This is a genomic window from Nocardia sp. NPDC058633 (assembly GCF_042717045.1).
Taxonomy (GTDB): domain Bacteria; phylum Actinomycetota; class Actinomycetes; order Mycobacteriales; family Mycobacteriaceae; genus Nocardia.
In genome coordinates, this window is sequence record NZ_JBHXRA010000019.1 from 85,471 (window position 1) to 107,039 (window position 21,569).

19 protein-coding genes are annotated in these 21,569 nt (G+C 69.4%); 13 read left to right on the forward strand and 6 right to left on the reverse strand.

Translation table 11 applies throughout. The features are described from left to right. Positions 1-66: 66 nt before the first annotated feature. Both ACFWUR_RS24050 and ACFWUR_RS24055 read right to left on the reverse strand, forming a co-directional pair. Positions 67-495 carry a DUF3040 domain-containing protein gene (locus tag ACFWUR_RS24050; RefSeq protein ID WP_378909745.1) on the reverse strand — a complete coding sequence of 143 codons (429 nt, stop codon included), beginning with the start codon at positions 493-495 and terminating at the stop codon, positions 67-69. Positions 496-620: 125 nt separating this feature from the next. Beyond that, positions 621-1,070 carry an SAV_6107 family HEPN domain-containing protein gene (locus ACFWUR_RS24055; RefSeq protein ID WP_378909746.1) on the reverse strand — a complete coding sequence of 150 codons (450 nt, stop codon included), beginning with the start codon at positions 1,068-1,070 and terminating at the stop codon, positions 621-623. Between the two features lie 117 nt (positions 1,071-1,187). On the opposite strand from ACFWUR_RS24055, the gene ACFWUR_RS24060 reads away from it, so the two are divergent. The 5 genes from ACFWUR_RS24060 (at position 1,188) to ACFWUR_RS24080 (ending at position 6,367) form a co-directional block, all read left to right on the forward strand. Continuing rightward, positions 1,188-1,814 carry a GNAT family N-acetyltransferase gene (locus tag ACFWUR_RS24060; protein WP_378909747.1) on the forward strand — a complete coding sequence of 209 codons (627 nt, stop codon included), beginning with the start codon at positions 1,188-1,190 and terminating at the stop codon, positions 1,812-1,814. Further along, positions 1,811-3,376, forward strand: coding sequence for a phytoene desaturase family protein (locus ACFWUR_RS24065; RefSeq protein WP_378909748.1), 1,566 nt, complete (start codon positions 1,811-1,813; stop codon positions 3,374-3,376). Before ACFWUR_RS24060 ends, ACFWUR_RS24065 begins: the two co-directional genes overlap by 4 nt. A 137-nt stretch (positions 3,377-3,513) precedes the next feature. After that, the gene (locus ACFWUR_RS24070; RefSeq protein ID WP_378909813.1) at positions 3,514-4,299 is read left to right on the forward strand and encodes a carotenoid biosynthesis protein; all 786 of its coding nucleotides are present in this window, start codon (positions 3,514-3,516) and stop codon (positions 4,297-4,299) included. Positions 4,300-4,437: 138 nt separating this feature from the next. Beyond that, entirely contained in the window at positions 4,438-5,193 is a 756-nt protein-coding gene (locus ACFWUR_RS24075) for an LppM family (lipo)protein (protein ID WP_378909814.1), read from the forward strand. Position 5,194: 1 nt separating this feature from the next. Next, positions 5,195-6,367 carry a glycosyltransferase family 2 protein gene (locus ACFWUR_RS24080; protein ID WP_378909749.1) on the forward strand — a complete coding sequence of 391 codons (1,173 nt, stop codon included), beginning with the start codon at positions 5,195-5,197 and terminating at the stop codon, positions 6,365-6,367. 218 nt (positions 6,368-6,585) lie between these two features. Here the strand turns inward: ACFWUR_RS24080 and ACFWUR_RS24085 are convergent, their stop codons facing one another. Then, positions 6,586-7,299, reverse strand: a complete 714-nt coding sequence (locus ACFWUR_RS24085; RefSeq protein WP_378909817.1) for a hypothetical protein — start codon at positions 7,297-7,299, stop codon at positions 6,586-6,588. Between the two features lie 628 nt (positions 7,300-7,927). Between ACFWUR_RS24085 and ACFWUR_RS24090 the strand changes: the two genes are divergently transcribed. Further along, positions 7,928-8,737 (forward strand): DUF1684 domain-containing protein, encoded by an 810-nt coding sequence (locus ACFWUR_RS24090; RefSeq protein ID WP_378909750.1) that lies wholly within the window; start codon positions 7,928-7,930, stop codon positions 8,735-8,737. A 60-nt stretch (positions 8,738-8,797) separates the two neighbouring features. Here ACFWUR_RS24090 and ACFWUR_RS24095 read toward each other — a convergent pair whose 3' ends face one another. Next, a complete protein-coding gene (locus ACFWUR_RS24095; RefSeq protein WP_378909751.1) occupies positions 8,798-9,289 on the reverse strand; it encodes a MarR family winged helix-turn-helix transcriptional regulator in 492 nt (163 codons plus the stop codon). Positions 9,290-9,373: 84 nt separating this feature from the next. Here ACFWUR_RS24095 and ACFWUR_RS24100 point away from each other — a divergent pair, with 84 nt between their 5' ends. Together ACFWUR_RS24100 and ACFWUR_RS24105 are read left to right on the forward strand one after the other, a co-directional pair. Further along, complete coding sequence (locus ACFWUR_RS24100; RefSeq protein WP_378909752.1) at positions 9,374-10,951, forward strand: DHA2 family efflux MFS transporter permease subunit; 1,578 nt, start codon at positions 9,374-9,376, stop codon at positions 10,949-10,951. Between the two features lie 161 nt (positions 10,952-11,112). Further along, positions 11,113-11,652: a DinB family protein gene (locus ACFWUR_RS24105; protein ID WP_378909753.1), complete on the forward strand. Its 540-nt coding sequence runs from the start codon at positions 11,113-11,115 to the stop codon at positions 11,650-11,652. A gap of 12 nt (positions 11,653-11,664) precedes the next feature. Here ACFWUR_RS24105 and ACFWUR_RS24110 read toward each other — a convergent pair whose 3' ends face one another. Next, positions 11,665-12,666 carry a methylenetetrahydrofolate reductase gene (locus ACFWUR_RS24110; RefSeq protein ID WP_378909754.1) on the reverse strand — a complete coding sequence of 334 codons (1,002 nt, stop codon included), beginning with the start codon at positions 12,664-12,666 and terminating at the stop codon, positions 11,665-11,667. Between the two features lie 250 nt (positions 12,667-12,916). Between ACFWUR_RS24110 and ACFWUR_RS24115 the strand changes: the two genes are divergently transcribed. The 4 genes from ACFWUR_RS24115 (at position 12,917) to ACFWUR_RS24130 (ending at position 18,675) form a co-directional block, all read left to right on the forward strand. Next, positions 12,917-14,071 carry a polyprenyl synthetase family protein gene (locus ACFWUR_RS24115; protein ID WP_378909819.1) on the forward strand — a complete coding sequence of 385 codons (1,155 nt, stop codon included), beginning with the start codon at positions 12,917-12,919 and terminating at the stop codon, positions 14,069-14,071. Positions 14,072-14,084: 13 nt separating this feature from the next. Further along, complete coding sequence (gene crtI / locus ACFWUR_RS24120) at positions 14,085-15,734, forward strand: phytoene desaturase family protein (RefSeq protein WP_378909755.1); 1,650 nt, start codon at positions 14,085-14,087, stop codon at positions 15,732-15,734. A 101-nt stretch (positions 15,735-15,835) separates the two neighbouring features. Then, a complete protein-coding gene (locus tag ACFWUR_RS24125) occupies positions 15,836-17,497 on the forward strand; it encodes an alpha-(1->6)-mannopyranosyltransferase A (RefSeq protein ID WP_378909756.1) in 1,662 nt (553 codons plus the stop codon). Between the two features lie 32 nt (positions 17,498-17,529). Continuing rightward, positions 17,530-18,675: a phytoene/squalene synthase family protein gene (locus tag ACFWUR_RS24130; RefSeq protein ID WP_378909757.1), complete on the forward strand. Its 1,146-nt coding sequence runs from the start codon at positions 17,530-17,532 to the stop codon at positions 18,673-18,675. A gap of 307 nt (positions 18,676-18,982) precedes the next feature. Here ACFWUR_RS24130 and ACFWUR_RS24135 read toward each other — a convergent pair whose 3' ends face one another. After that, positions 18,983-19,351, reverse strand: a complete 369-nt coding sequence (locus ACFWUR_RS24135) for an Rv2175c family DNA-binding protein (RefSeq protein ID WP_378909758.1) — start codon at positions 19,349-19,351, stop codon at positions 18,983-18,985. A 125-nt stretch (positions 19,352-19,476) separates the two neighbouring features. Between ACFWUR_RS24135 and pknB the strand changes: the two genes are divergently transcribed. Further along, positions 19,477-21,390, forward strand: coding sequence for a Stk1 family PASTA domain-containing Ser/Thr kinase (pknB, locus tag ACFWUR_RS24140; protein WP_378909820.1), 1,914 nt, complete (start codon positions 19,477-19,479; stop codon positions 21,388-21,390). The last annotated feature ends 179 nt before the right edge of the window (positions 21,391-21,569 follow it).

Consider the following 21,569-nt stretch of genomic DNA (forward strand, 5'->3'; position numbering starts at 1 on the left):
CCCAAACTCTGGCGGCCCCCCCCTGTGGGTGGGTGTGGCGCCGCCTCGGTACCGGCTAGGCCTGAGCTATTCCTGCTCGAACCGTCGTCGGAATCGGTCTTCCATTCGCTCGGAGAAGCCGCCGGACTTGCGCTGGCGACCGCCTCGGGCCGTGGGTCCCGCCGTCGGGCCGCTGCCCGCCGCGGGAGGCTCGGTCGCATCCGGCTTGGCGGCGTGACGCGAGTTGCCGATCATCAGCAGGACACCAGCGCCGAACATGGCGATGAATCCGACGAGACTGATGATCGGGAAACCGCCCGGCTTGAACGGGGCGGCGATGCCGGCGACGAGCAGAAAAAGGCCGACGGCGAACAACGCCGCAGCCTGGAGTCTGCGTCGACTCGACGTGGAGCGAAGACGTCCGCCGCGGACGGACGAGGCGAACTTCGGGTCCTCAGCATAGAGAGCGCTCTCGATCTGTTCGAGCATGCGCTGCTCGTGCTCGGAGAGTGGCACGGTACCTCCCCCGGCACTAGGCGTGGCTGGTCGCCTCCGGGTAGGCGACGGGTAGCCGACCTTGGCGGCTATCTGCTCCCCATGATACGAGGTCGATCGAAGGCGTACCACCTACTCGGTCATAACTAAGCGGTCATGTCGCGGTCGCGACTCGGCTGCGGGCGCGTCTTGGCCGCGGCTACCAGCGCATCGTCGACGTCATAGAGGAATGCGCCCACCCGTGAGCAGAACTCATCGGCTTGTGTGTCGGTGATCGCGCGGTCCAATCCGGCCTCCAAAGCGGCCCGAAGTTGCGAGTGCGCCTCGAAGTAGTCGGCCCACATCACGAACTCCGGGCTGGCGCGTCTCAGTAACACCCACGCGCTGCGCGAGCGTGCCCGCGGCGCCCGATCGGCGCCGGTGAGCGCGATCATCGAGCCCGCCCCTCGCAACGCGGCCAGGTACGCGGTACGGAAGCGCTCCCCCGGCTCGTGTTCCCAGGCGGAATCGGTGAGCAGTGCATCGGCCTGGCGTAGCAGTCCGCCCGCGCGCCCTTCGTGGCCCGCGTGCTGTCGACCATCGTTGTGACCAGCCATCTGCTGCCCCTTTCGCCCCTCGCACTGATCGAACTGACATTCGAACGTTTGAATTGAGATTGAATATAGGGACACCCACCGACAACTTTCCGCGTCCGCGCGCCACCGACGAGAGCCATGACAGCCGTCAAGCCGAATCACACCCCCGCACCCGTCGTCGTCGACCTCAGCGTCGCTGCCCTGCGCGCACGCCTGCACGACGCCCTGTCGGTCTATGTCGCCGCCATGGACTACCCCCGTGGCACCGAACACCACCGCGCTCCGATGTGGACCGAACACACCACCAGGACCGGCTGGCGGGCGGTGGCCGCAGTGCTGCCCGACGATTCGGGCGGCGTCGACCTGCGTACCGCGCCGATCCTGGCGATCGCCTACGGCTACAGCGGCGCGCCGCGACAGTGGTGGCATCAGCAGGTCCAGACCGGGATGCGCCGCTGCGGGTGGCCCGATACCGCCGCCCGCGACCTGCTCGCCGACTATTTCGAGCTCACCGAGCTGCACGTGCACCCGGCCGCGCAGGGGCGCGGGATCGGCGCGCGGCTGCTCGAGCGTTTGCTGGCCGACCGGTCCGAGGCGGCCGTCCTGCTGTCGACGCCGGAAGTCCCGGAGGAGGCGAACCGAGCCTGGAAGCTGTACCGCCGGGCCGGATTCACCGATGTGATCCGCGATTTCGTCTTCGCGGGCGACACACGGCCGTTCGCCATCCTCGGGCGCAGGCTGCCGATGCCCCCGGCGAACCGATGACGACGGTGGTGGTCGGATCCGGCCACAACGCACTGGTCGCGGCCTGTTACCTGGCGCGGGCCGGGCACCGGGTACAGGTGCTAGAGCGCGACGAGGTGGCCGGCGGCGCGGTGTCGACGGTGGAGCGGTTCCCGGGCCACCTCGTGGATCGCGGTTCCTCCGCCCACATCATGATCCGGCACACCGGGATCATCGAGGAACTCGAGCTCGCCCGGTTCGGGTTGCGGTATCTCGACTGTGATCCGTGGGGGTTCACGCCGTCCGACGGCACCCGCCCGCCGATCGTGTTCCACCGTGATCTCGACGCGACGTGCGCGTCGATCGCGGCAGCTTGCGGTGTCGAGGACGCTGACGCATATCGCCGGTTCGTGGGGGTGTGGGGTGAGCGCAGCGCGCGGGTGATGCGCTCGTTCGGCGGGCCGCCGACGCCGGGACGACTCGTCCGTTCGTTCTGGGGGCTGGACGCGCGGGCAGGCGGATCCGCGTTGTCGCGCGAATTCTTGCAGTCCGGTGACGCGCTGCTGGACCACTGGTTCGACGACGAGCGACTCAAGGCCTCGCTCGCGTGGTTCGGCGCGCAGTCGGGTCCGCCGATGTCGGAACCGGGAACGGCGTCGATGGCCGGGTTCGCCGCGCTCATGCACACGTTGCCGCCCGGGCGCGCGGTGGGCGGAAGCGGGGCGCTCAGCGCGGCACTGATCGCGCGGCTGCGTTGCGACGGCGGTGAACTGCACACCGGCGACGCCGTGGTCTCGCTGCGCCGATCCGGCAGCGGTTGGCTGGTGCGGACCGAGTCGGGTCGGACGCTGCGCGCCGACACGGTGATCGCGGGCTCCCACATCCTGTCGACGCTGGACCTGTTGCGCGCGGGCGAGTTCGACCCCGCGGTTCTCGACGACTGGCAGCGCCGCATCCGAGTGGGTCCCGGCATCGGCATGGTGGTGCGCCTGGCTACCGATCGGTTACCCGAATATCCCGGCGTCTCCCCCACTGAATCCGCCCGTGGTCTGCAGTTTCTCGTTTCGGACCGCCGCCAGCTCCGGCTGGCCCACGGCGCCGCTCTGGCCGGCGAACTGCCGCCCCGCCCGGTGGTGCTGGCGATGAGCTTCAGCGCCCTCGACCCCTCCATCGCCCCGCCAGGGGAACACCAGTTGTCGCTCTGGGCGCAATGGCATCCCTACGAGCTCGCCGACGGCAGCGACTGGGCCGCGCACGCCGAACACGAGGCGGATCGGATCATCGCCGAGGTCGACAGGTACGCACCGGGTTTCGCCTCGACGGTGCGTCGACGATTCGTGCAGACGCCGGTCGATCTCGAACGGGAGATGGGTCTGCGCGGCGGCAACGTGATGCACGTGGAGATGTCGCTGGATCAGATGATGCTGTGGCGTCCGCTGCCCGAGTTGTCGGACCAGCGCGTCCCCGGCGCTCCCGGGTTGTACCTGACCGGCGCGTCCACCCATCCCGGCGGCGGTGTGTCCGGGGCCAGCGGACGCAGCGCGGCCGGGCTGGTCCTCAGCGACGGTCGCAGGCGCCGATTCATGCCGGCCCGCAAGCGATGAAGATCTGTCCGCTGGACCGCCGGGATCCACTCGACGCGCCCCCTCGCGTCGAGCGGTCGGCGGCATCGGTGACCGACGCGGCACGACGCACCGTCGCCGCGGCCCGCGGCTGGTTCGGCGCCGATCCGCGCCGCGCGATCCCTGCCGTCACCGCGCTGGCACTGGTACTCGTCCAGATCGCCTACCCGTTGAGCGCCGGGGTGGCGCGCGACCGGATCACGGTCGCCGTCGTGGTGCTGTCCGCCGCGACCGCGCTGTCGCACGCGGCGACGACTCGCGGAGTGCGATGGGCGGTCGGCTTTTTCGTCGTCGTGTCCGGCCTGGGCCTCACCGCCGAGATCGTCGGCACCGTGACCGGCTTCCCGTTCGGCAGCTACGCCTACGCCGTCGATCGACTCGGGCCCGCGTTCGCCGACGTTCCCCTGGCGGTGCCGTTGGCGTGGACCGGCGGGCTGTACCCGATCTGGGTGGTCGCGGGGATGCTCGGGTCCGACAGGGCCGACCCGCCCATCGGCTCGAATGTCCGGCGCATCGGACTGTTCGCTGTCGGCGCGGTCGGCTGGGATCTGTTCCTCGATCCGCAGATGGTCACCGACGGCCAGTGGACCTGGTCGGTCACCGACGCCGGGCTCCCCGGTCTGCCCGAGATCCCCTACACGAACTACCTGGGTTGGGCGCTGGTCGCCGTGATCATGGCGGTGCTGCTCACCCTGCTCGATCGACTCCTCGCGCCACCGCACGACCCCTCGGTGGCGATCCCGGTCGCGGTGTTCGGGTGGACCTGGCTCGGCTCGACCCTCGCGCACGCGGTGTTCCTCGGACTCCCGGCGTCGGCGATCTGGGGTTTCGCCGGTCTGGGGTTGCTCGGAATCCCGTTGTTCCTGCGGGCGCGGGCCGAGACGGCGCGCGTTCTGACCGGCTGACCCCGCCGCGACACACCCCGATTCGGGGCGAAAATGCCTGATCGGCACGGATGAGTGAGGACCGGTTGGCCCGTCGTGTGGGCTCTGGGGCTCGAGCCTGGCACGATGTCAACCGTGCAGCCGAGTCCCGTCGCCGACATGCCCGCCCCTTCGCCGCGTCGTTCCGTGCCCGCGCGGCGCGTCGCGGCCGTCGCCGTCCTGCTGGCACTGCTCGTGCCCGCGCTGACCGGATGCCTGCGGGTGCAGGTGTCGATGGGGGTCTCGTCGAACGACCGGGTGTCGGGACGGATCGTCGCCGCGGTGGTGCCGACCGGGCCCGAGGACAAAGGACCTCAGCTGAAGGCCCCGGAGCAGTTGGCGGCCAAGGTTCGGGTGGAGAACTACAACCAGGACGGATACGTCGGCTCGCAGGTGTTCTTCGACGATCTGTCCTTCGGCGAGGTCGGCCAGCTCGGTGGGTTGTCGGATCAGACGCAGGGCATGTTCACCCTGGCTTTCCAGCGCAGCGGCGATCTGGTGAGTCTCACCGGACGTGTCGATCTGGAATCGGTGCCACCGCAAGGCTCGGACGTGCAGTTCTCCATCGCGTTCCCCGCCCGTGTCGCCAAGACCAACGGCACCCGCGAAACCTCCAACAGTGAGAACACCGTGTCGTGGAAGCTGCCCGCCGGTGAGGTGTCGACCCTGCGGGCCGAGGTGAAGTACGCCGACCCGAACACCCGCTCGTTCGCGGGCTGGGCGGGCATCGTCGGCGGCATCACCCTCGCGGTGGCCGCGCTGGTCGCGGGACTGGCGTTCCGTGACCGCAACCCGGGCCCGCCGAACGCGCCGCGCGGTGGTTTCTCCCCGTCGGAGATGTGGCGCGAGATCTCCAGCCGCAGACTGGGCCGCTGAGGTGGGCACGGCGGCCCGCTACCTGACCTGGGCGGGCACCGGCCTGGCCGCGCTCGGCGCGACCACCGCCGCCTACAACCTGGCCACCCTGCGCACCCTGGCGCGCGCAGGCTCGGGCGTGATCGAACCGGTCACGGTCTGTGTACCCGCCCGCGACGAGGCCGCGCGCCTGCCCGCGCTCATCGCCGACCTTCGCGCCCAGACCGGCGTACCCCGCCTGCACGTGCTGATTCTCGACGACGCTTCCACCGACGGCACCTACGAAGCCGCACTGGCCGCGATCGACGACGACACACGCTTCACCGTGCTGCGCTCGGCTGCCCACCCCGCTCCCGGCTGGACCGGCAAGGCCGCCGCCTGCGCCCGCCTGGCCGCCCGCACCGACGCGGCCGCGCTGGTGTTCGTCGACGCCGACGTGCGCCTGGCCCCGCACGCGATCGCCGCGTCGGTCACCGAATTGCGCAGGCGCGCGGCGGGTTTGGTTTCGGCCTGGCCGATACAGAAATCAGGTTCGCCCACCGAGCACCTGGTCCAGCCGCTGCTCGCCTGGTCGTGGGCCTCGACCCTGCCGGTCGGCCCCGCCAACCACAGCCTGCGACCGTCCACCGCCGTCGCGTGCGGTCAGTTTCTCGCCGTCGACGCCGAGGCCTACCGCGCGGGTGGTGGCCACGCGGCCGTCGCCGCCAGCGCCACAGAGGATCTCGACCTCGCCCGTGCGGTGCGCCGAGCAGGCCACCGCACCGCCCTGGTCACCGCCGGTCCGGCCGCGAGCACCCGAATGTACACCGGCGCGACCGAGCTGACCGACGGTTACACCCGGTGGTTGTGGTCGGCGTACGGCGGTCGCCTGGACACCGGCGCGGCCATCGGAGTCCTTGCCGCCCTTGCCTATTGGGTCCCCCCACTGGCAGCGGTGTTCGGTCGCGGCCGAACCCGTCGCGCGGGCCTGCTCGGCTACCTGGCCGCGATCTCCGGCCGCCTCACCGCCCGCGCCATCGAAACCCGCCGGGCGCCGACGGGGACCGATCTCACCTCGGCCCTGGCTCATCCCGTGTCGGTGGCCCAGTACCTCGGCTTGTGGATCCGCTCCCACCACCGCCACCGCACCGGCCGACTGCAGTGGAAACAGCGGCCTCTGGTCTCCCCCGACGAAGCGATCGCCCGCCACGCCTGAACGCACCGTCGCATCGAGCGACCGAGCACTACCGGCCACCTACCCTCGGTTTCCGCCGTGCGCCCGACCTGTTACCCCGACCCAGAGGGAAGGGCCGCCGCGAATCGGCGGTTCGCGGCCGTCCCGCAGTTGCGGCCTCGAGGCGCATACGCCGCGGGCGCGAGGCAACTGCGGGACCGGCGCAGCCGCGAACTCGCGCGCGCCGGCGCTCCAACAGCTCAGTCGACCTCGGTGATGCCGATCGTCGGGAAGAAGAAACAGGAGCGCCCGGCATTGTCGGTGGTGCCGAAGACGGCGGCCAGGACGGTGCCGCGGCCGGTGTCGACGGGGACGGCGCGGACACCGCCGACGGGGACGGCGGCGAAGAAGAAGTCGCGGATGGCCGTTTCGGCGAGGGGACGCAGTTCCGCGGGGACCTCGGGCGGGACCATGGCGCCGACGATGTCGGCGATCGGTCCCATCGAGGCCATGCCGCCGCGGCCGGTGCTGATATTGAGCCAGGCCACCTGCATACCGGAGGTCTTCGTGGCGGCGGTGTCGGGCGCGAGACCGTAGGGCAGGAAGGTGAACAGGGTCTGGCCCGATTTCACGGCAGCGAGGTCGAGGCCGGGGATCGGCAGGGTGTTCGTCGGCCACGGGCCCGGGACCGCACCCGCGACGGCCGGGACAAGACCCGCACCGTCACCGGCGCAGTTCGCGGCGACCGTGGGGTAGAGGAAAGGTTGTATACCCAGGGCTTTCAGCGTCTCGACGACGGTGTGGTAGGCGCCGAGAAGATCGCCGGGGCCCGCGGCGGGCGTGGTGTTCGGCGCGTCCCTGGTGACAGCCGGCGTCACCGGTGCGGTCGGTTCAGCGGCGGCCGGTGGCGCGACCAGCAGTAGCGCGGCGGCGCAGGCCATCAGCGCGGTCATCGTGGTGGAACGACGCGGCATGATCACGGCGAACTCCTCATCGACGCAGAGAAGGCCGACGCTACCGCGTGAGGTGGACGAAACAGGGCAGGCGAAAGTGACCGGCCGTTCGGCGCGTCGCGATCTCGCAGCGAACCCCTCGCGCGGCGCGGCGTCCGCTCGCAGCTCGCTGTCCGACGCGACGACCGACGCACCTGGCCCCCACCCGACTGGACCACCGCTCACCCTGATCCGCGACAACGCAGACCCCCGACAGCGAAGGCCCGCGCGGCATCGACCACGCCGAACAGGGGCAACTGTGCCGGTGCCCGCGGCCGATGCCAACCTCTGCGCTCACGATGATTCCTACCGTTGCGCGCACTCGCGCCTGTGCCACATGCTGATTCAGCTCGGGCCACCGAAGCCGGAGCACAACCAGAGCGACCGGGAGCCCTGGCCTCGACGACGTCGCAGCGACCCGCCCTGTTCGCAGATGTGGGTGCTTTCGCCGGGTTCGATGGAGGAGATGCTCGTGCTGACACCGGGATACCGCAGGCGACATATCGATCGGCGCCGGGTGACGGTGACGGCGTGTCGGGCATGAGCGCTGCCGGATCACGAACCCGTCGCCGGACGGGTCGACGACACCATCGCCGAAGGAGCGCGCGTCATGACACTCACCCTCGAGAACCTCGACAGCACAACGACATTCGCTGACGACTGGTCGCGCTGGCACCAGGCCCGCGAGGATGGCCTGCGCGATCCGCTCGGCTGGCTCAGCCTGGCCGCCCTGCACTGGCTCACCGACAGCCCGACGCGGCTCGACGGCGTCCCCGGTACCTGGTGGGTCACCGACGAGAAGGTGTTCATCACCGCGCAGCCCGCCGATCGGCTCGATGTGGACGGCGAGCGGATCGGCGGCGTCCAGATCGTCAGGCCGGTGGAGGGCGCGCCGGGGGTGCGCGTGCTCAACGAGACGAGGCTTCTCGAAGTGATCCGGCGCTCCGGGCAGTACGCGGTGCGCGTGCACGATCCGGCTACACCGGCGCTGACCGAGTTCACCGGGGTCGCGGCCTTCCCCGCCGACCCGGGCTGGGTCGCGACCGGGCGTTTCACCGCCTTCGAACAAGCACGCACCGTCACCACGGGTGCGGTGGTCGACGGGCTCGAGCAGCACCACAGCGCGGCGGGAATCATCGACTTCCGGATCGGCGACAGCCACGAAACCCTGCTCGCCTTCGGCACCCCCGACGACCTGAAAGTACTGTTCACCGACGCCACCAGCGGCTTCACCACCTACCCGGCCGGCCGCTCCCTCGCCGTCGGAGCAGTCGAGGCCGACGGCACCGTCACCCTCGACTTCAACCGGTCCGTGAACCCCCCGTGCGCTTTCACCGACTTCGCCACCTGCCCGGTCGCCCCCCGCGAGAACAGACTGCGCGTCGCTGTCGAAGCGGGAGAACAGGATCCGAAACTGTAGGGCACCGCAGTCGGTCCTCGATCTGTCATCGATCGCGCGAGCATCCATGCCCCCGCAACGTCACCGCGACGACGGGGTGCCCTCGGATTGTTCGACGGCCATCGCCCTTCGTAGGCGCCCGAGCAATTCTTCGAACTGCGCGAGCTGGGCCGCGTCGTATTCGGCCAGGATCGCGTCCTGCTCGGCGTTGATCGGGCGGAAGAACTCGTCGGCCAGTCGCCGGGCGTTCGCGCTGCAGCGCAGTGTCACGACCCGCCGATCGGTGTGCTCGCGGCTGCGGATGATGTATCCCGCCTGCTCCAGCCGATTGAGCAGGGTCGTCATCGCCCCGGAGGTGAGGGTGATCCGCTTGCCCAGCAGGGCGGGAGACAGCGGCGCGGCGGCCTGTTCGGCGGCCGCGATCTCCATCAGCGCGAACGCGTCGGTGGAGTGCACGCCGAGAGTGTCGGCGAATCGACGGCCCAGTTCGGTGAAGCTCGCGCCGTAGTCGATGAGCCCGGCGGCGAGCCGCTGCCGTCGCATCGCGACATCGCCGGATGTCTGCTCCACCATCTCGTCCTCTCGTCGACCGCTCGATTGACAACTTACCGCCCACCATTTACCTTCATCGTAAAGTAACTTTATGGCGGAGGTATAGTGCTGACAGAAACCGAGACTCCACCGCTGCGCTTGTGGCTGGGGCTGATCGCCGTCTCGCTCGGTGTCGCGTTGATCGTGGTGGATCTGACGATCGTGAACGTGATCCTCGCGCCGATCGTCGACGATCTGGCGATCTCCTCGATCCAGGCGCAATGGATCCAGGAGTCCTACGCGATCGTTTTCGCCGCGTTGCTGCTGGTCGCCGGTCGGCTCAGCGATCTCCACGGCGCACGCAAGCTGTTCCTGATCGGGTTGGTGGTCTTCGGCGTCACCAGCCTGCTCGCCGCGCTCGCGCCCAGTGGTGGCCTGCTCATCGCGGCCCGTTTCCTGCAGGGCATCGGCGGGGCGATGATCCTGCCGACCTCGCTGGCCCTGGTGAACGCGGCCTTCACCGGAAAGGCCCGCGGGCAGGCCTTCGCGATCTGGGGGTCGACGATCGGGGCGGCCGCGGCGGTCGGCCCGCTGCTCGGTGGCTGGCTCGCCGACTTCTCCTGGCGATGGGCCTTCGGCATCAATATCCCGGCGGTCGCGCTGATCATGGTGGCGGTGCTGATCTACCTGCCCGCCGCACCGAAGAAGGTCGGTCGCGTCGATTGGCTCGGGGCGGTCCTGTCCGCACTCGGCCTCGGCCTGCTCGCCTTCACCATGATCGAGGGGCGCCACTACGGGTGGATCGCCGTCACCGAGCCGCTCGGTATCGGTGGATTCGTCTGGCGCAGTGGGCCTTCACCGGTTCTCGTGACCTTGGTCGGCGCGGCGCTCGTCCTCGGGCTCTTCTGGCGCAGGCAGGCGATGCTCAGCCGCACCGAGGGGCAGCCGCTGATCGATGTGCGACTGTTCTCGATCGATTCGTTCCGCAAGGGCAATGTGGTGACGCTGATCGTCGGTCTCGGCGAGTTCGGCATCATCGCGGTCCTACCACTGTGGATGCAATTCACCCTCGACTACACCGCACTGCAGGCCGGACTGGCCCTGGTACCACTCGCGGTCGGCAGTTTCGTCGCCAGTGGCGCGAGCTTCTCGCTGACGGCCTCGGTCTCGGCCGTGGGGCAGGTGCGGATCGGTTTGGTTCTCGAAGCGGCCGGGCTGGCCTTGCTCGGCCTGTTCGCCGCGGCGGACAGCAGCTGGTGGTCGATCGCGATCGCGCTGTTCGTCTACGGCATCGGCGTGGGCTTCGCTACCGCGCAGGTCACCAATATCGTGCTCGCCGACGTGCCGGGCGAGAGCGCGGGCCAGGGTTCCGGAATTCAAAGCGCCGCTCGCGAACTCGGATCGGCACTGGGCATCGCCGTGCTCACCACCGTCTATTTCAGCACGGTCGGCACCGGCCTGCGCGACCGCTTGACCGATGCCGGACTGCCCGAATCCGAGGTGCGGCAACTGGAGTCGAGCGTCACCGACAGCGCCGGTGCGGTGATCGGAACTCTCGCCGAGGATCCGCACACACTGCCCCTCGCGGAAGCGGCCCGCGAGGCCATGGCCGCGGGCATCGAGGTGTCGAGCTACCTGTGCGCGGGCTTGCTCGTGCTCGCGTTGGCCACCACCGCGTTCGTCGCCCCCGCACGAAACGAGTAGCCCCACGGGACCGGGGCCGCGGACTCGTGCCGTGGCCCCACACTGGAACGACCTCGCCGTCGCTGGGTAGCCGAAGCGATCCAGCCGGGCGCCGGAAGGTTCCCGGGCCGGTAGCTTCTGGTCGACAAAACCAGTGGTCGAGGTCGGCGGTACCGAGCAAGATGTGGCGCGTGGATGCATCGTGTTCTACCGTGCTGCGTTGGCAGTTCGATCTGATCTGGTCCCTGTTCGAGTTCCATCTCGATCGGCTGGAGGAAGACGACTTCCTGTGGGAGCCCGCGGATTTGTGCTGGACCCTGCACCTCGACGCACGCGGCGCCTGGGAGCCGGACTGGGCGGACTCCGAGCCCGAGCCGATCCCGGTCCCGACCATCGGTTGGATCAGCTGGCATATCGGGTGGTGGTGGAGCGTCGCCATCGACCACCTGCGGGCACGCACTCCACGAGAGCGAACCGAGATCCGGTGGCCGGGACCCGGGCCCGCGGCCGTGGACTGGCTTCGCGGGTTGCGCGAGCAATGGTTGCCGATTCTGGATCAAGTCACAGCGGCCGATCTTGCCGCCCCAGCGACCTTTCCGTGGCAGGGCGACTCGGACAAGTCCGTCGCCCACACCTTCGCGTGGCTGAACGCCGAGCTGATGAAGAACGTCACCGAGATCGGGCAGCTGCGGCTACTGCGCGCAGCGCGCGACGACGTCTGACGAAGGGCAGTTCTACGCGCTGAGCGGAGCGGCGGTTACTCCGTAGCCGAGGTTGGTGAGGACTTCACTGGTGGCTTTGGCGAAGTTCAGGGTGATGAAGTGCAAGCAGGGGGCGCCTTCGTCGGTGAGGCGCTGGGCCATTTCGGTGGCGATCTTGATGCCTTCGGCGCGGACGGCCGCGCGGTCTTCTTCCGGGCCGGTGCCTGCCGCGCGGGTGAGGCGGGCTACGACGTCGGGCGGGACGGGGCGACCGCTGAGTTCCTCGGCGCGGGCGACTGTGCGCAGCGAGGTGATGGGCATCAGCTCGGGGATGATCGGCTTGGCGCCCTCGATGGGGTCCATGGCGATCACGCGGTCGCGCAGGCGCAGGTAGTGCTCGACGTCGAAGAACATCTGGGTGATCGAATACTCCGCTCCCGCACGGAGTTTCGCGGCCAGATGGTGGGTGTCGTGGTCGAGATCGGGTGAGCGGTGGTGGCCCTGGGGGAACGAGGCGACGCCCACGTGGAAGTCGCCGAGGTCGCGCACGATGCGAACCAGTTCTTCGGCATACTCGACGCCGCCGGGGTGCTTGGCCCATTCCCCCAGCGGGTCGCCGGGCGGATCGCCGCGCAGGACCAGGACATTGCAGATGCCGGAGTCGGCGTAGGAGCCGATCAGCGAGCGCAGTTCGGCGATGCTGTGGCCGACGGCGGTGAGGTGGGCGACCGGGAGCAGGGTGGTTTCCTGCGCGAGGGCGCCGGTGATGCGCACGGTGCGGTCGCGGGTGGAGCCGCCGGCGCCGTAGGTCATCGACACGAAGGCCGGGTGCATGCGCTCGAACTCGCGGACCGCGCGCCACAACCGGGCCTCGCCTGCCTCGTCACGCGGAGGATTGAACTCCACGGAGAACGGCACGCCGTTGCCCGAGTGGGTGCGCAGACTCTGCACCACCGAGGGGGTGTTCGAGACGATCGACGGCCGCTGGGCGGGTCGATCTGGGGTCGAACTTCCCCGTCCATTGTCGAAATCCACCGGCTCAGTCTAGTGGGAGGCGATGACGCCTCGGCACCGACTGGGAATCCGGCCACCGACACACCGAACAGACGTCAAGTCCGCTGGACGCGAGTGTGGGCCCGGAATCCGCCGAAACGCCGGGTGTGGGCTTTGTCGCAGCGGCCGCGTGCGCCGAGAGAGCTCCCAGCTCACCCGCGTATCGTCGAGACAACGCTGGTGACCGCACCGTCGAGTGCCCAACCGGTCCCGCTGCTCGCCCACTTCGCCCCTGGAGGCCGCCCTGTCCGCCGGAATCGGTACCCCGCTAGCCCGGTCCGCCGCCGACGCTCTGACCTCGGTCGATCTCGTCGCGCTGACTCCGGGCACACCGGCTTTCGTCGGTGCTGTCGAACAGGTGCTGACCAGTTTCTTCGCGACCCGGCGGGAGATCGTCGAGCCGCTGGGGCCGGTCTTCATCGAGGCTGTCGAGGCGTTGGAACAGTTCGTTGTGCGCGGCGGCAAGCGAACACGACCGGGATTCGCGTGGACGGGGTGGCTCGGTGCCGGGGGCGACCCCGCCGGGCCCGACGCCGCCGCGGTACTCACCGCCTGTTCGGCGCTGGAACTGGTGCAGGCGTGCGCGCTCGTGCACGACGACATCATCGACTCCTCACGGACACGGCGCGGGTTCGCGACGGTGCACATCGACTTCGAGGATCGGCACGGGGCGGCGGGCTGGCCCGGCGACGGCGCCGCCTACGGCTCGGCCGTCGCGATCCTGATCGGCGATCTCGCGCTGGCCTGGGCCGACGACCTGGTCCACGACGCCGGATTGAGCCCGCGGGCGCTGGCCCGGTTCGCGCCGGTGTGGGCACGGATGCGAACCGAGGTGCTCGGCGGGCAACTCCTCGACATCAACGGCGAGGCCGGCGGCGACGAGTCGGTCGAGGCCGCGTTGCGGATCAACCGATACAAGACCGCCGCGTACACGATCGAACGGCCGTTGCACCTGGGTGCGGCACTGGCGGGCGCCGACGAAGCGCTGGTGGCGGCGCTGCGGATCTACGGGACCGACGTGGGGATCGCGTTCCAGCTGCGCGACGACCTGCTCGGCGTGTTCGGTGACCCGGCGGTGACCGGGAAACCGTCGGGCGACGACCTGCGAGAAGGCAAGCGGACCGTGTTGATCGCCGAGGCGCTGCGCCGGGCCGATACGGCATCGGCCGCCCTGATCCGCACGGGTCTCGGCACCGACCTCGACGACGCCTCCGTCGACGAGCTGCGCGCGGTGCTCACCGATCTGGGCGCGGTCGACGAGGTGGAGCGGCGGATCACCGAGCTCACCGACTCCGGACTCGCCGCTGTGGCGACCAGTTCCGCGACGCCGAAGGCCAAGCGGATGCTGCACGCCATGGCGCTGGCCGCCACCCGTCGTGCGGCCTGATAGGAAAAGTTCAGTGGGACAAGCGAATCAAATTGTCGTAGTCGGAGCCGGACTCGCGGGCCTGGCGGCCGCGCTACACCTGCGCGGGGCAGGCCACGAGGTGACGGTGCTGGAACGGGCCGACCATCCGGGCGGGCGGGTCGGACGCTACGAGTTCGACGACTACGAGATCGACAGCGGCGCGACAGTACTCACGTTGCCCGAACTGATCGACGACGCGCTGGCCGCCGTCGGGCACACGCGCGACAGCGTCGACCTGCGCATCCACCGCCTCACCCCCGCCTATCACGCGCGCTTCGCCGACGGAAGCGACATCCGGGTCTTCGACGACGCCGATCAGATGGCGGCCGAGGTCGACCGTGCTTGCGGGCCTGCCGAAGCACGCAATTATCGGCGCCTGCGCGACTGGCTCGGTCGCGTCTACGACGCCGAGTTCGACGAGTTCATGAACGCGGATTTCGATTCGCCCCTCGATATGGTGCGCACTCCGCGCGCCCGGGCCGCGCTCCTCGCGCTCGCCGGGCTCGGCGGCTTCGGAAAACTCGGGCCTCGCGTGCGGTCCTATCTGCGCGACGAGCGGCTGACCAGGTTGTTCACCTTCCAGTCGCTGTACGCGGGCATGTCGCCCGATGACGCCCTCGCCGTCTACGGCGCGATTCCGAACATGGACACCTGCCTCGGGGTCTATTTCCCCGAAGGCGGGATGCGCGCGATCACGGCCGCGCTCGCGAGGGCATTCACCGCCGCGGGTGGTCGGCTCGTCCTGAACGCCGAGGTCGACGGCATCGACTTCCGGACCGGACCACGCGCAGGCCGGATTCCGAATGCCCTCGGCCGCAGGGCTGCCGCCTCGACTGTCACAGGCAGGTCCGCTGTCGACGTCGACGCGGATACCACCGGCCGCCGCGCGGAAGCCGTTCGCACGGTCGACGGCGGCACCTACCCCTGCGACGCGGTGGTGCTCACCGCCGACATCGGTTCGCTGCCCCGATTCGGTCTACGTCACCGTCGCGGCCTGCGCGCCTCGCCGTCGGCCGTCGTGGCCCACGGCACCGTCCCCGCCGAGATCGCCGCCCGCTGGCCCGTGCAGGCCCATCACACCATCGAGTTCGGCGCCGCCTGGGCGCAGACGTTCGCCGAGATCGCCGCGCGCAAGGGCCGCGGACGGCTCATGAGCGACCCGTCGCTGCTGCTCACCCGGCCCGCGCTGACCGACGTCGACCAGGTCATCGACCGCGTGACCGGCCGCTTCGAACCGCTGTCGGTGCTGGCACCCTGCCCCAACCTGACCGCCGCGCCGCTGGACTGGGACCGGCTCGGCCCGGCCTACCTGCGCGAGCTGCTCGCGATCCTGGAACAGCGCGGCTACCTCGGCATCGCCGAGCATTTCCACGTCGACCACCTCGACACTCCCGCCACCTGGGCCGCCGAGGGGATGATCGCGGGCACACCGTTCTCCCTCGCGCACGTGTTCCGCCAGACCGGCCCCTTCCGGCCACGCAATCTGCCAAGGGGCGTGGACAACGTCGTTCTCGCAGGTTGCGGCACCACTCCGGGGGTGGGTGTGCCCACCACACTGCTGTCGGGCAAGCTGGCGGCGGCACGAATCACCGGCAGCCGGACACACACCGGTACCGACCACCGGGTTAGTGTTCCCACTTGAAGCCGTAAACTGACGGCCGACTTATCAGCTCGCGGTTGCGACCGCCGACCATCCGGGGGGACCGACCGAACATGCCGCCCTCCGAGACGACCGTAGGCACCATGGACAACACGCGCACACTCGAGCGCCGGCGTCACCTACCCACCGGAACTGATCCCGGCGTCCGGACCCGGCTACGCACCGCGGGCGACTTCGTCAGGAGTCCCGAAGGCCACGCGGCCCTCATGGGATTCTTCGGCGCCATGATGATCACCTTCGGTGGCTTCGGCGCGGGCGCTGTGCGCAAACGCGATCCGCTGCTCGAAGCGCTGCACCTGTCCTGGCTGCGATTCGGTCACGGGTACGCCCTGTCGACGATCCTGATCTGGATCGGCGTGCTGATGATGATCACCGCGTGGGTTCGACTCGGCCGCACCACCCTCGGTAAGGGCCATTCGACGGTCACGCTCAACGAATTGCGCGCGATCGTCGGCATCTGGATCACGCCCCTGCTGTTCGCGGCGCCGATGTTCAGCCGCGATGTCTACTCCTATCTCGCGCAGGGCGCGCTGTTGCGCGACGGTTTCGACCCCTATCAGGTGGGTCCCGTCGCCAATCCCGGTGTGCTGCTGGACAACGTGAGCACCGTCTGGACCACCACCACCGCACCGTACGGTCCGATGTTCTTGCTGATCGGCCATGCGATCACCTCGATCACCGGCGACAATTTGATCGCCGGGACCATTGCCTTGCGCATCGTCATGCTGCCCGGACTGGCGCTGATGATGTGGGCAGTGCCCTACCTGACCAAGCACCTCGGCGGTAAGCCGACGGTCGCGCTGTGGTTGGCGGTGCTCAACCCGCTGGTGCTGGTGCACCTGATCGGCGGGGTGCACAACGAAATGCTGATGGTCGGGCTGATGTGCGCGGGCATCGCCCTGGTACTCGAACGCCACCACGTGGCGGGCATCGTCGTCGTTGCCATCGGCGTGGCGATCAAGGCGACCGCCGGTGTCGCGCTGCCGTTCCTGGTGTGGATCTGGATTCTGCACGAGAAGGAACGGCGCGCCGCCGAGCGTCGCGGCGTCGCCGACTCCGAGGGCGGCCCGCCCGACGACCAGAAACACCCCGACGCGGCCCGCCCGTCCGCCGATATGCCGCATCCGCTGTTCGTGTTCGCCAAGATCACCGGCATCGGTATCGGTGTGTTCGCGCTCGTCTTCGGCGCCGCGTCGGTCATCGCGGGGGTCGGTTTCGGCTGGGTCACCGCGCTGCAGGGCTCGAACAAGATCATCCAGTGGCTTTCGCTGCCGACGATCCTCGCGCACATGGTCACCTGGGTGACCCCACTGGATTTCGACTCGGTCCTGGGAGTGACTCGCAGACTGTGCCAGGTCGCCCTGGTGGCGCTCCTCGTCGCGACGTGGTGGCGGTTCCGCCACAGTGAACGCGAGGCCGTGATGGGCATCATCATCGCGTTCGTCGCGATCGTGCTGCTCTCGCCCGCCGCGCTGCCCTGGTACTACTCGTGGCCGCTGGCGCTGGCCGCGGGCTTCGCCCTGTCCACCCGGACGTTGATGTGGCTGGTCGGGGTGTGTACCTGGCTGATGCTGGTGTTCCAGCCGGACGGGTCGATCGGGCTCTACAACTTCTGGCATGTGGCACTGGCGATATTCGCCGCCGTGGTCGCGGCGGTGTCGCTGCGCACCGTCGACCCACTGCATCTGCGCTCGGCCAACGCGAAGGTCGCTGCCACGGAATCGGCGCCGCCACTTCGACCATGAGCGGTCGCACGCGGGGGCTTCGGGGCGGGACCGTGAATGTCGCCGGCGATGCTGAGGCCCGACCGCTGACCGGCGATCTCGCCGCCGCCTACGCCAGTTGCCGGCGGATCGCCGCCGAGCACGGGCGCACGTATTACCTGGCCACCGCACTGCTCTCCCCGGAGCGTCGGCGGGCCGTGCACGCGCTGTACGCGTTCGCGCGGATGGTCGACGACATCGTCGATCACGCCCACAGCCCGGCCCGTGTCCTCGACCCGCGCGACGCCACCGGCATCGACGCGAATCCACGGCCGCGCCGTGATGAGCGAGCCGTCGATGGCGGTGCAGCCGGTGCGGCCCGCTCCGACCATGTCGTCGACCCGCGAGAAGACGCCCAGATCTCGGCGACTCGGGCCAGTATTGCCCGATCCGTCGACAATGCACCGGCACTCGTGCTCGTCGGGGACGGCCCCGCCCAGCACGTCGACCTGGTCGAGAGACAGCTGCGTTCGGTCCTGGAGCACGGCGACGTCGACACCACCGACCTACGCCGCCGCCAGATCGTCACCGCGGCCGCCGACACCATCGCCCGCTACGACATCGCCCACACCCACCTCTGGACGTTCCTCGACGCAATGCGCATGGACATCCCCGGCACGGCCACCCATCGCACCCGCTACGCCACGATGAGCGAGCTCCGTGAGTACATGCGTGGGTCCGCTGCCGCCATCGGCCTGCAACTCCTCCCGGTCCTCGGCACGGTGGTCCCGGTGGCCGATGCCGAACCGGCGGCCGCCGCCCTCGGCGAGGCCTTCCAGCTCACCAATTTCCTGCGCGATGTCGCCGAAGACCTCGACCGCGACCGCATCTACCTGCCCACCGACGAGCTGGAAGCCTTCGGCGTCGACGAAGCCCATTTGCGCGCCTGCCACCATCGCGGCCGGACCGACGCTCCCCTTCGGCGCGCCTTGGCCCACCTGATCGCCGTCAACCGTGACATCTACCGGCAGGCCGTCCCCGGTATCGCCCTGCTCGCCCCCCGCGTGCGCCCCGCGATCACCACCGCCGCCACCCTCTACGCCGAGATCCTCGACCGCATCGAAGCCGCCGACTACCAGGTCTTCACCACCCGTGCCACGGTCCCCCACCGCCGCCGAATCCTGGTTGCCGCCACAGGCTCAGCCAACTTCCGTCGGTAATCCTCGACAGCTCGGCGGCGGGGCACGGCGTCGCGATAGGCGCCACCGAGCACTTCCAGAGCACCGGCGCTCTTCTGCAGGACAGACGCGGCGCGGATCGTCAGCCGAGCCGTCGCAAGCGATCACGATCAGGTCGGAAGACTTCCGCGGATTGCAACACCTGGAGCGGCAGCTCGGAGACGACTTCCAGGCGGGCATCGTCCTGTACACCGGCACCGAACTCTGCCGTTCGGACACAAGCTGCGGGCGGTACCCGTCAGTGCGCTCTGGGAGGTGAGCCCTGATTACGACGGCTGAGCCGCCACGCTCAGAAAGGTTCGGCGTGGGCGCGGCGGACCACTTCGCGGGCCAACTGGCCGTGCAGGGCGTCGACCGGGCGGCCGGGGAGGGAGGGATCCTCGGTGTAGAGCCACTCGAGGATGTCCTCGTTGCTGTACTTGCCGTCGCGCATGACCGTGATCACGCCGGGCAGCATGCGCACGATCTCGTCTTCGGAATCGAAGAAGCGGGAGGGAATGCCGGGCACGCCGTTGCGGCGGATCGCGAGGATCTGGTGGTCACGCAGCAGTTGGTGCACCGAGGTGACGGGGACGCCGAGCATGTCGGCCGCCTCGGGGAGCGAGACGATGGTTTCGGTGTCGGGCAGCACGTCATCGCTGCAAGGAAAGGCACTCACCTACACAACGGTAGTACGTGTCGGCACGCACGCATCGTCTGGCATGCCGACACCGCCCGGTTACCATCGTGGTGGCCGCACCCGGCGGCCGGTTGAATGCCGGAGGACATCACTTGATCGGCCAGATGCTGGAAGGGCGCTATCGCATCGATGCGCCGATCGCTCGCGGCGGGATGTCGATGGTCTTCCGCGGGACCGACACCCGGCTCGATCGCCCCGTGGCGATCAAGGTGATGGACCCCAAGTTCGCCGGCGACCCGCAGTTCCTGAGCCGCTTCGAGTTCGAGGCGCGCGCGGTGGCCAAGCTCAAGCATCCGTCGCTGGTCGCGGTGTACGACCAGGGCATCGACGGCGAACACCCGTTCCTGATCATGGAATTGGTCGAGGGCGGCACGCTGCGTGAACTGTTGCGCGAGCGCGGACCGATGCCGCCCCACGCCGTGCGCGCCGTGGCCGAACCGGTGCTGCGCGCGATCGGCACCGCCCACGACGCCGGCCTGGTCCACCGTGATGTGAAGCCGGAGAACGTGCTGATCTCCGATGTGGGCGAGGTGAAGATCGCCGACTTCGGTCTGGTCCGTGCCGTGGCCGCGGCCAACACCACCTCCGCCAGCGTGATCCTCGGCACGGCCGCCTACCTCGCCCCCGAGCAGGTCACCACCGGCACCGCCGACGCCCGCAGTGACGTGTACGCCTTCGGCGTCCTGATCTTCGAACTCCTCACCGGGCGGGTGCCGTTCAGCGGCGACAACTCGCTGTCGGTGGCCTACCAGCGGGTCGAGAACGATGTGCCGGCGCCGAGCAATTTCATCGGTGGCGTGCCGCCCGAATTCGACGCGCTCGTCGCCAAAGCCACCTCCCGCGACCCCGCGCAGCGCTTCGCCGATGCCAACGAGATGGCGGCGGCACTGCAGTCGATCGCGATGGAGCTGAACCTGCCGCCGTATCGGGTGCCCGCACCCCGTGACTCGGCCGAACATCTCAGCGAGAGCTATCAGACCGGCGCCGCCCATCATCCCGGCGAGCGGCCGGCGACACCGCATCCCGTTGCCGCGCATCATGCGCCCGCACCGGAACCGCACCACACCAGGGTGGTGACGGCGCAACGCCCCCGCCCGGAGGTGTACTCCCCCGTGCCCGCGGCCACCGCGTTCGGCGACAGTCACGCTCGCCGAACGAGTTTGGTGTGGGTGGGCATCGTCACCGCGCTGACCCTGCTGGTCGGGATCGGCGGCTGGTGGCTCGGTGTCGGCCGCTACACCGCGGTACCGCCGATCGCGGGTATGGACTCCGACCGGGCCGTCGCGGTGCTGCAGGAAGCCGGTTTCGAGACGACGTTGCGGCAGCGGGCTTCCGACACGATTCCGGTGGGCGGGGTCGTCGGCACCGATCCGTCGGCCGGGTCGCGGGTGACCAAGAGTTCCACGATCGCGGTGCTGATCTCCAACGGCAAACCGCGGGTGCCCGACATCAAGCCGGGCGACCAGATCAGCGCGACCAATCAGGCCATCCGCGATGCGGGGCTGCAGCCGATCGACAGTGGCGAGGCGGCGAGTACCGCGCCGAAGGGTTCGCTGGCGAAGGTGGAACCGGCACCGGGCACGGTCCTGCCGATGGGCGCGCAGGTGAAGGTGTACCGCAGCAAGGGATCTCAGCCGGTGAACGTGCCCGATGTGCGTGGCAAGACCACCGAACAGGCGGCTGAGGCGTTGACCACCGCCGGCCTGGTCGTTCGCGAGACGCGCGTGCAGTTCGACAAGAACGTCGAGGGCGACAAGGCGATCGCCACCGAACCCGCCGTGGGCACCACCCTGCAATCGGGCGACACCGTGACGCTGATCGTGTCGAACGCGGTGAACGTGCCCAATGTGATGGGTCAGAGCGTCGGCAGTGCCCGCTCGAAACTGCAACAGCTCGGCTTACAGGTGGAGGTCAAATCCCTCACCGGCTCCGACAGTTCGCTGGTCATCGGCCAGGTGCCGGGCATCAACTCGAACGTGGAGGCGGGCAGCGTCGTGACGCTCACCGCCCTGCCTTGAAGGGGCAAGGATCCCGAGAAGGAAAAAGAAAAAGAGAAGGAAAAGCCCGGACGCGGCCCACGCTGACCGCCCCCACGCCCCGACCTCGAGGAGGGGCCGCCGCGCAGCGGCGGTTCGCGGCCGTCCCGACGATCAGGCGCCGTTGCGTAGGCGACGAAGGAGCAAGCAACGGTGCCTGA

Bases quoted from the DNA above. Each gene is read 5' to 3' on its own strand.
- ACFWUR_RS24090 (WP_378909750.1), top strand. From the start codon at position 7,928: ATGACACTCACCCTCGAGAACCTCGACAGCACAACGACATTCGCTGAC.
- ACFWUR_RS24075 (WP_378909814.1), top strand. From the start codon at position 4,438: ATGCCCGCCCCTTCGCCGCGTCGTTCCGTGCCCGCGCGGCGCGTCGCG.
- ACFWUR_RS24055 (WP_378909746.1), bottom strand. From the start codon at position 1,070: ATGGCTGGTCACAACGATGGTCGACAGCACGCGGGCCACGAAGGGCGC.
- ACFWUR_RS24095 (WP_378909751.1), bottom strand. From the start codon at position 9,289: ATGGTGGAGCAGACATCCGGCGATGTCGCGATGCGACGGCAGCGGCTC.
- pknB (WP_378909820.1), top strand. From the start codon at position 19,477: ATGCTGGAAGGGCGCTATCGCATCGATGCGCCGATCGCTCGCGGCGGG.
- ACFWUR_RS24105 (WP_378909753.1), top strand. From the start codon at position 11,113: ATGTGGCGCGTGGATGCATCGTGTTCTACCGTGCTGCGTTGGCAGTTC.
- ACFWUR_RS24060 (WP_378909747.1), top strand. From the start codon at position 1,188: ATGACAGCCGTCAAGCCGAATCACACCCCCGCACCCGTCGTCGTCGAC.
- ACFWUR_RS24065 (WP_378909748.1), top strand. From the start codon at position 1,811: ATGACGACGGTGGTGGTCGGATCCGGCCACAACGCACTGGTCGCGGCC.
- ACFWUR_RS24085 (WP_378909817.1), bottom strand. From the start codon at position 7,299: ATGCCGCGTCGTTCCACCACGATGACCGCGCTGATGGCCTGCGCCGCC.
- ACFWUR_RS24125 (WP_378909756.1), top strand. From the start codon at position 15,836: ATGGACAACACGCGCACACTCGAGCGCCGGCGTCACCTACCCACCGGA.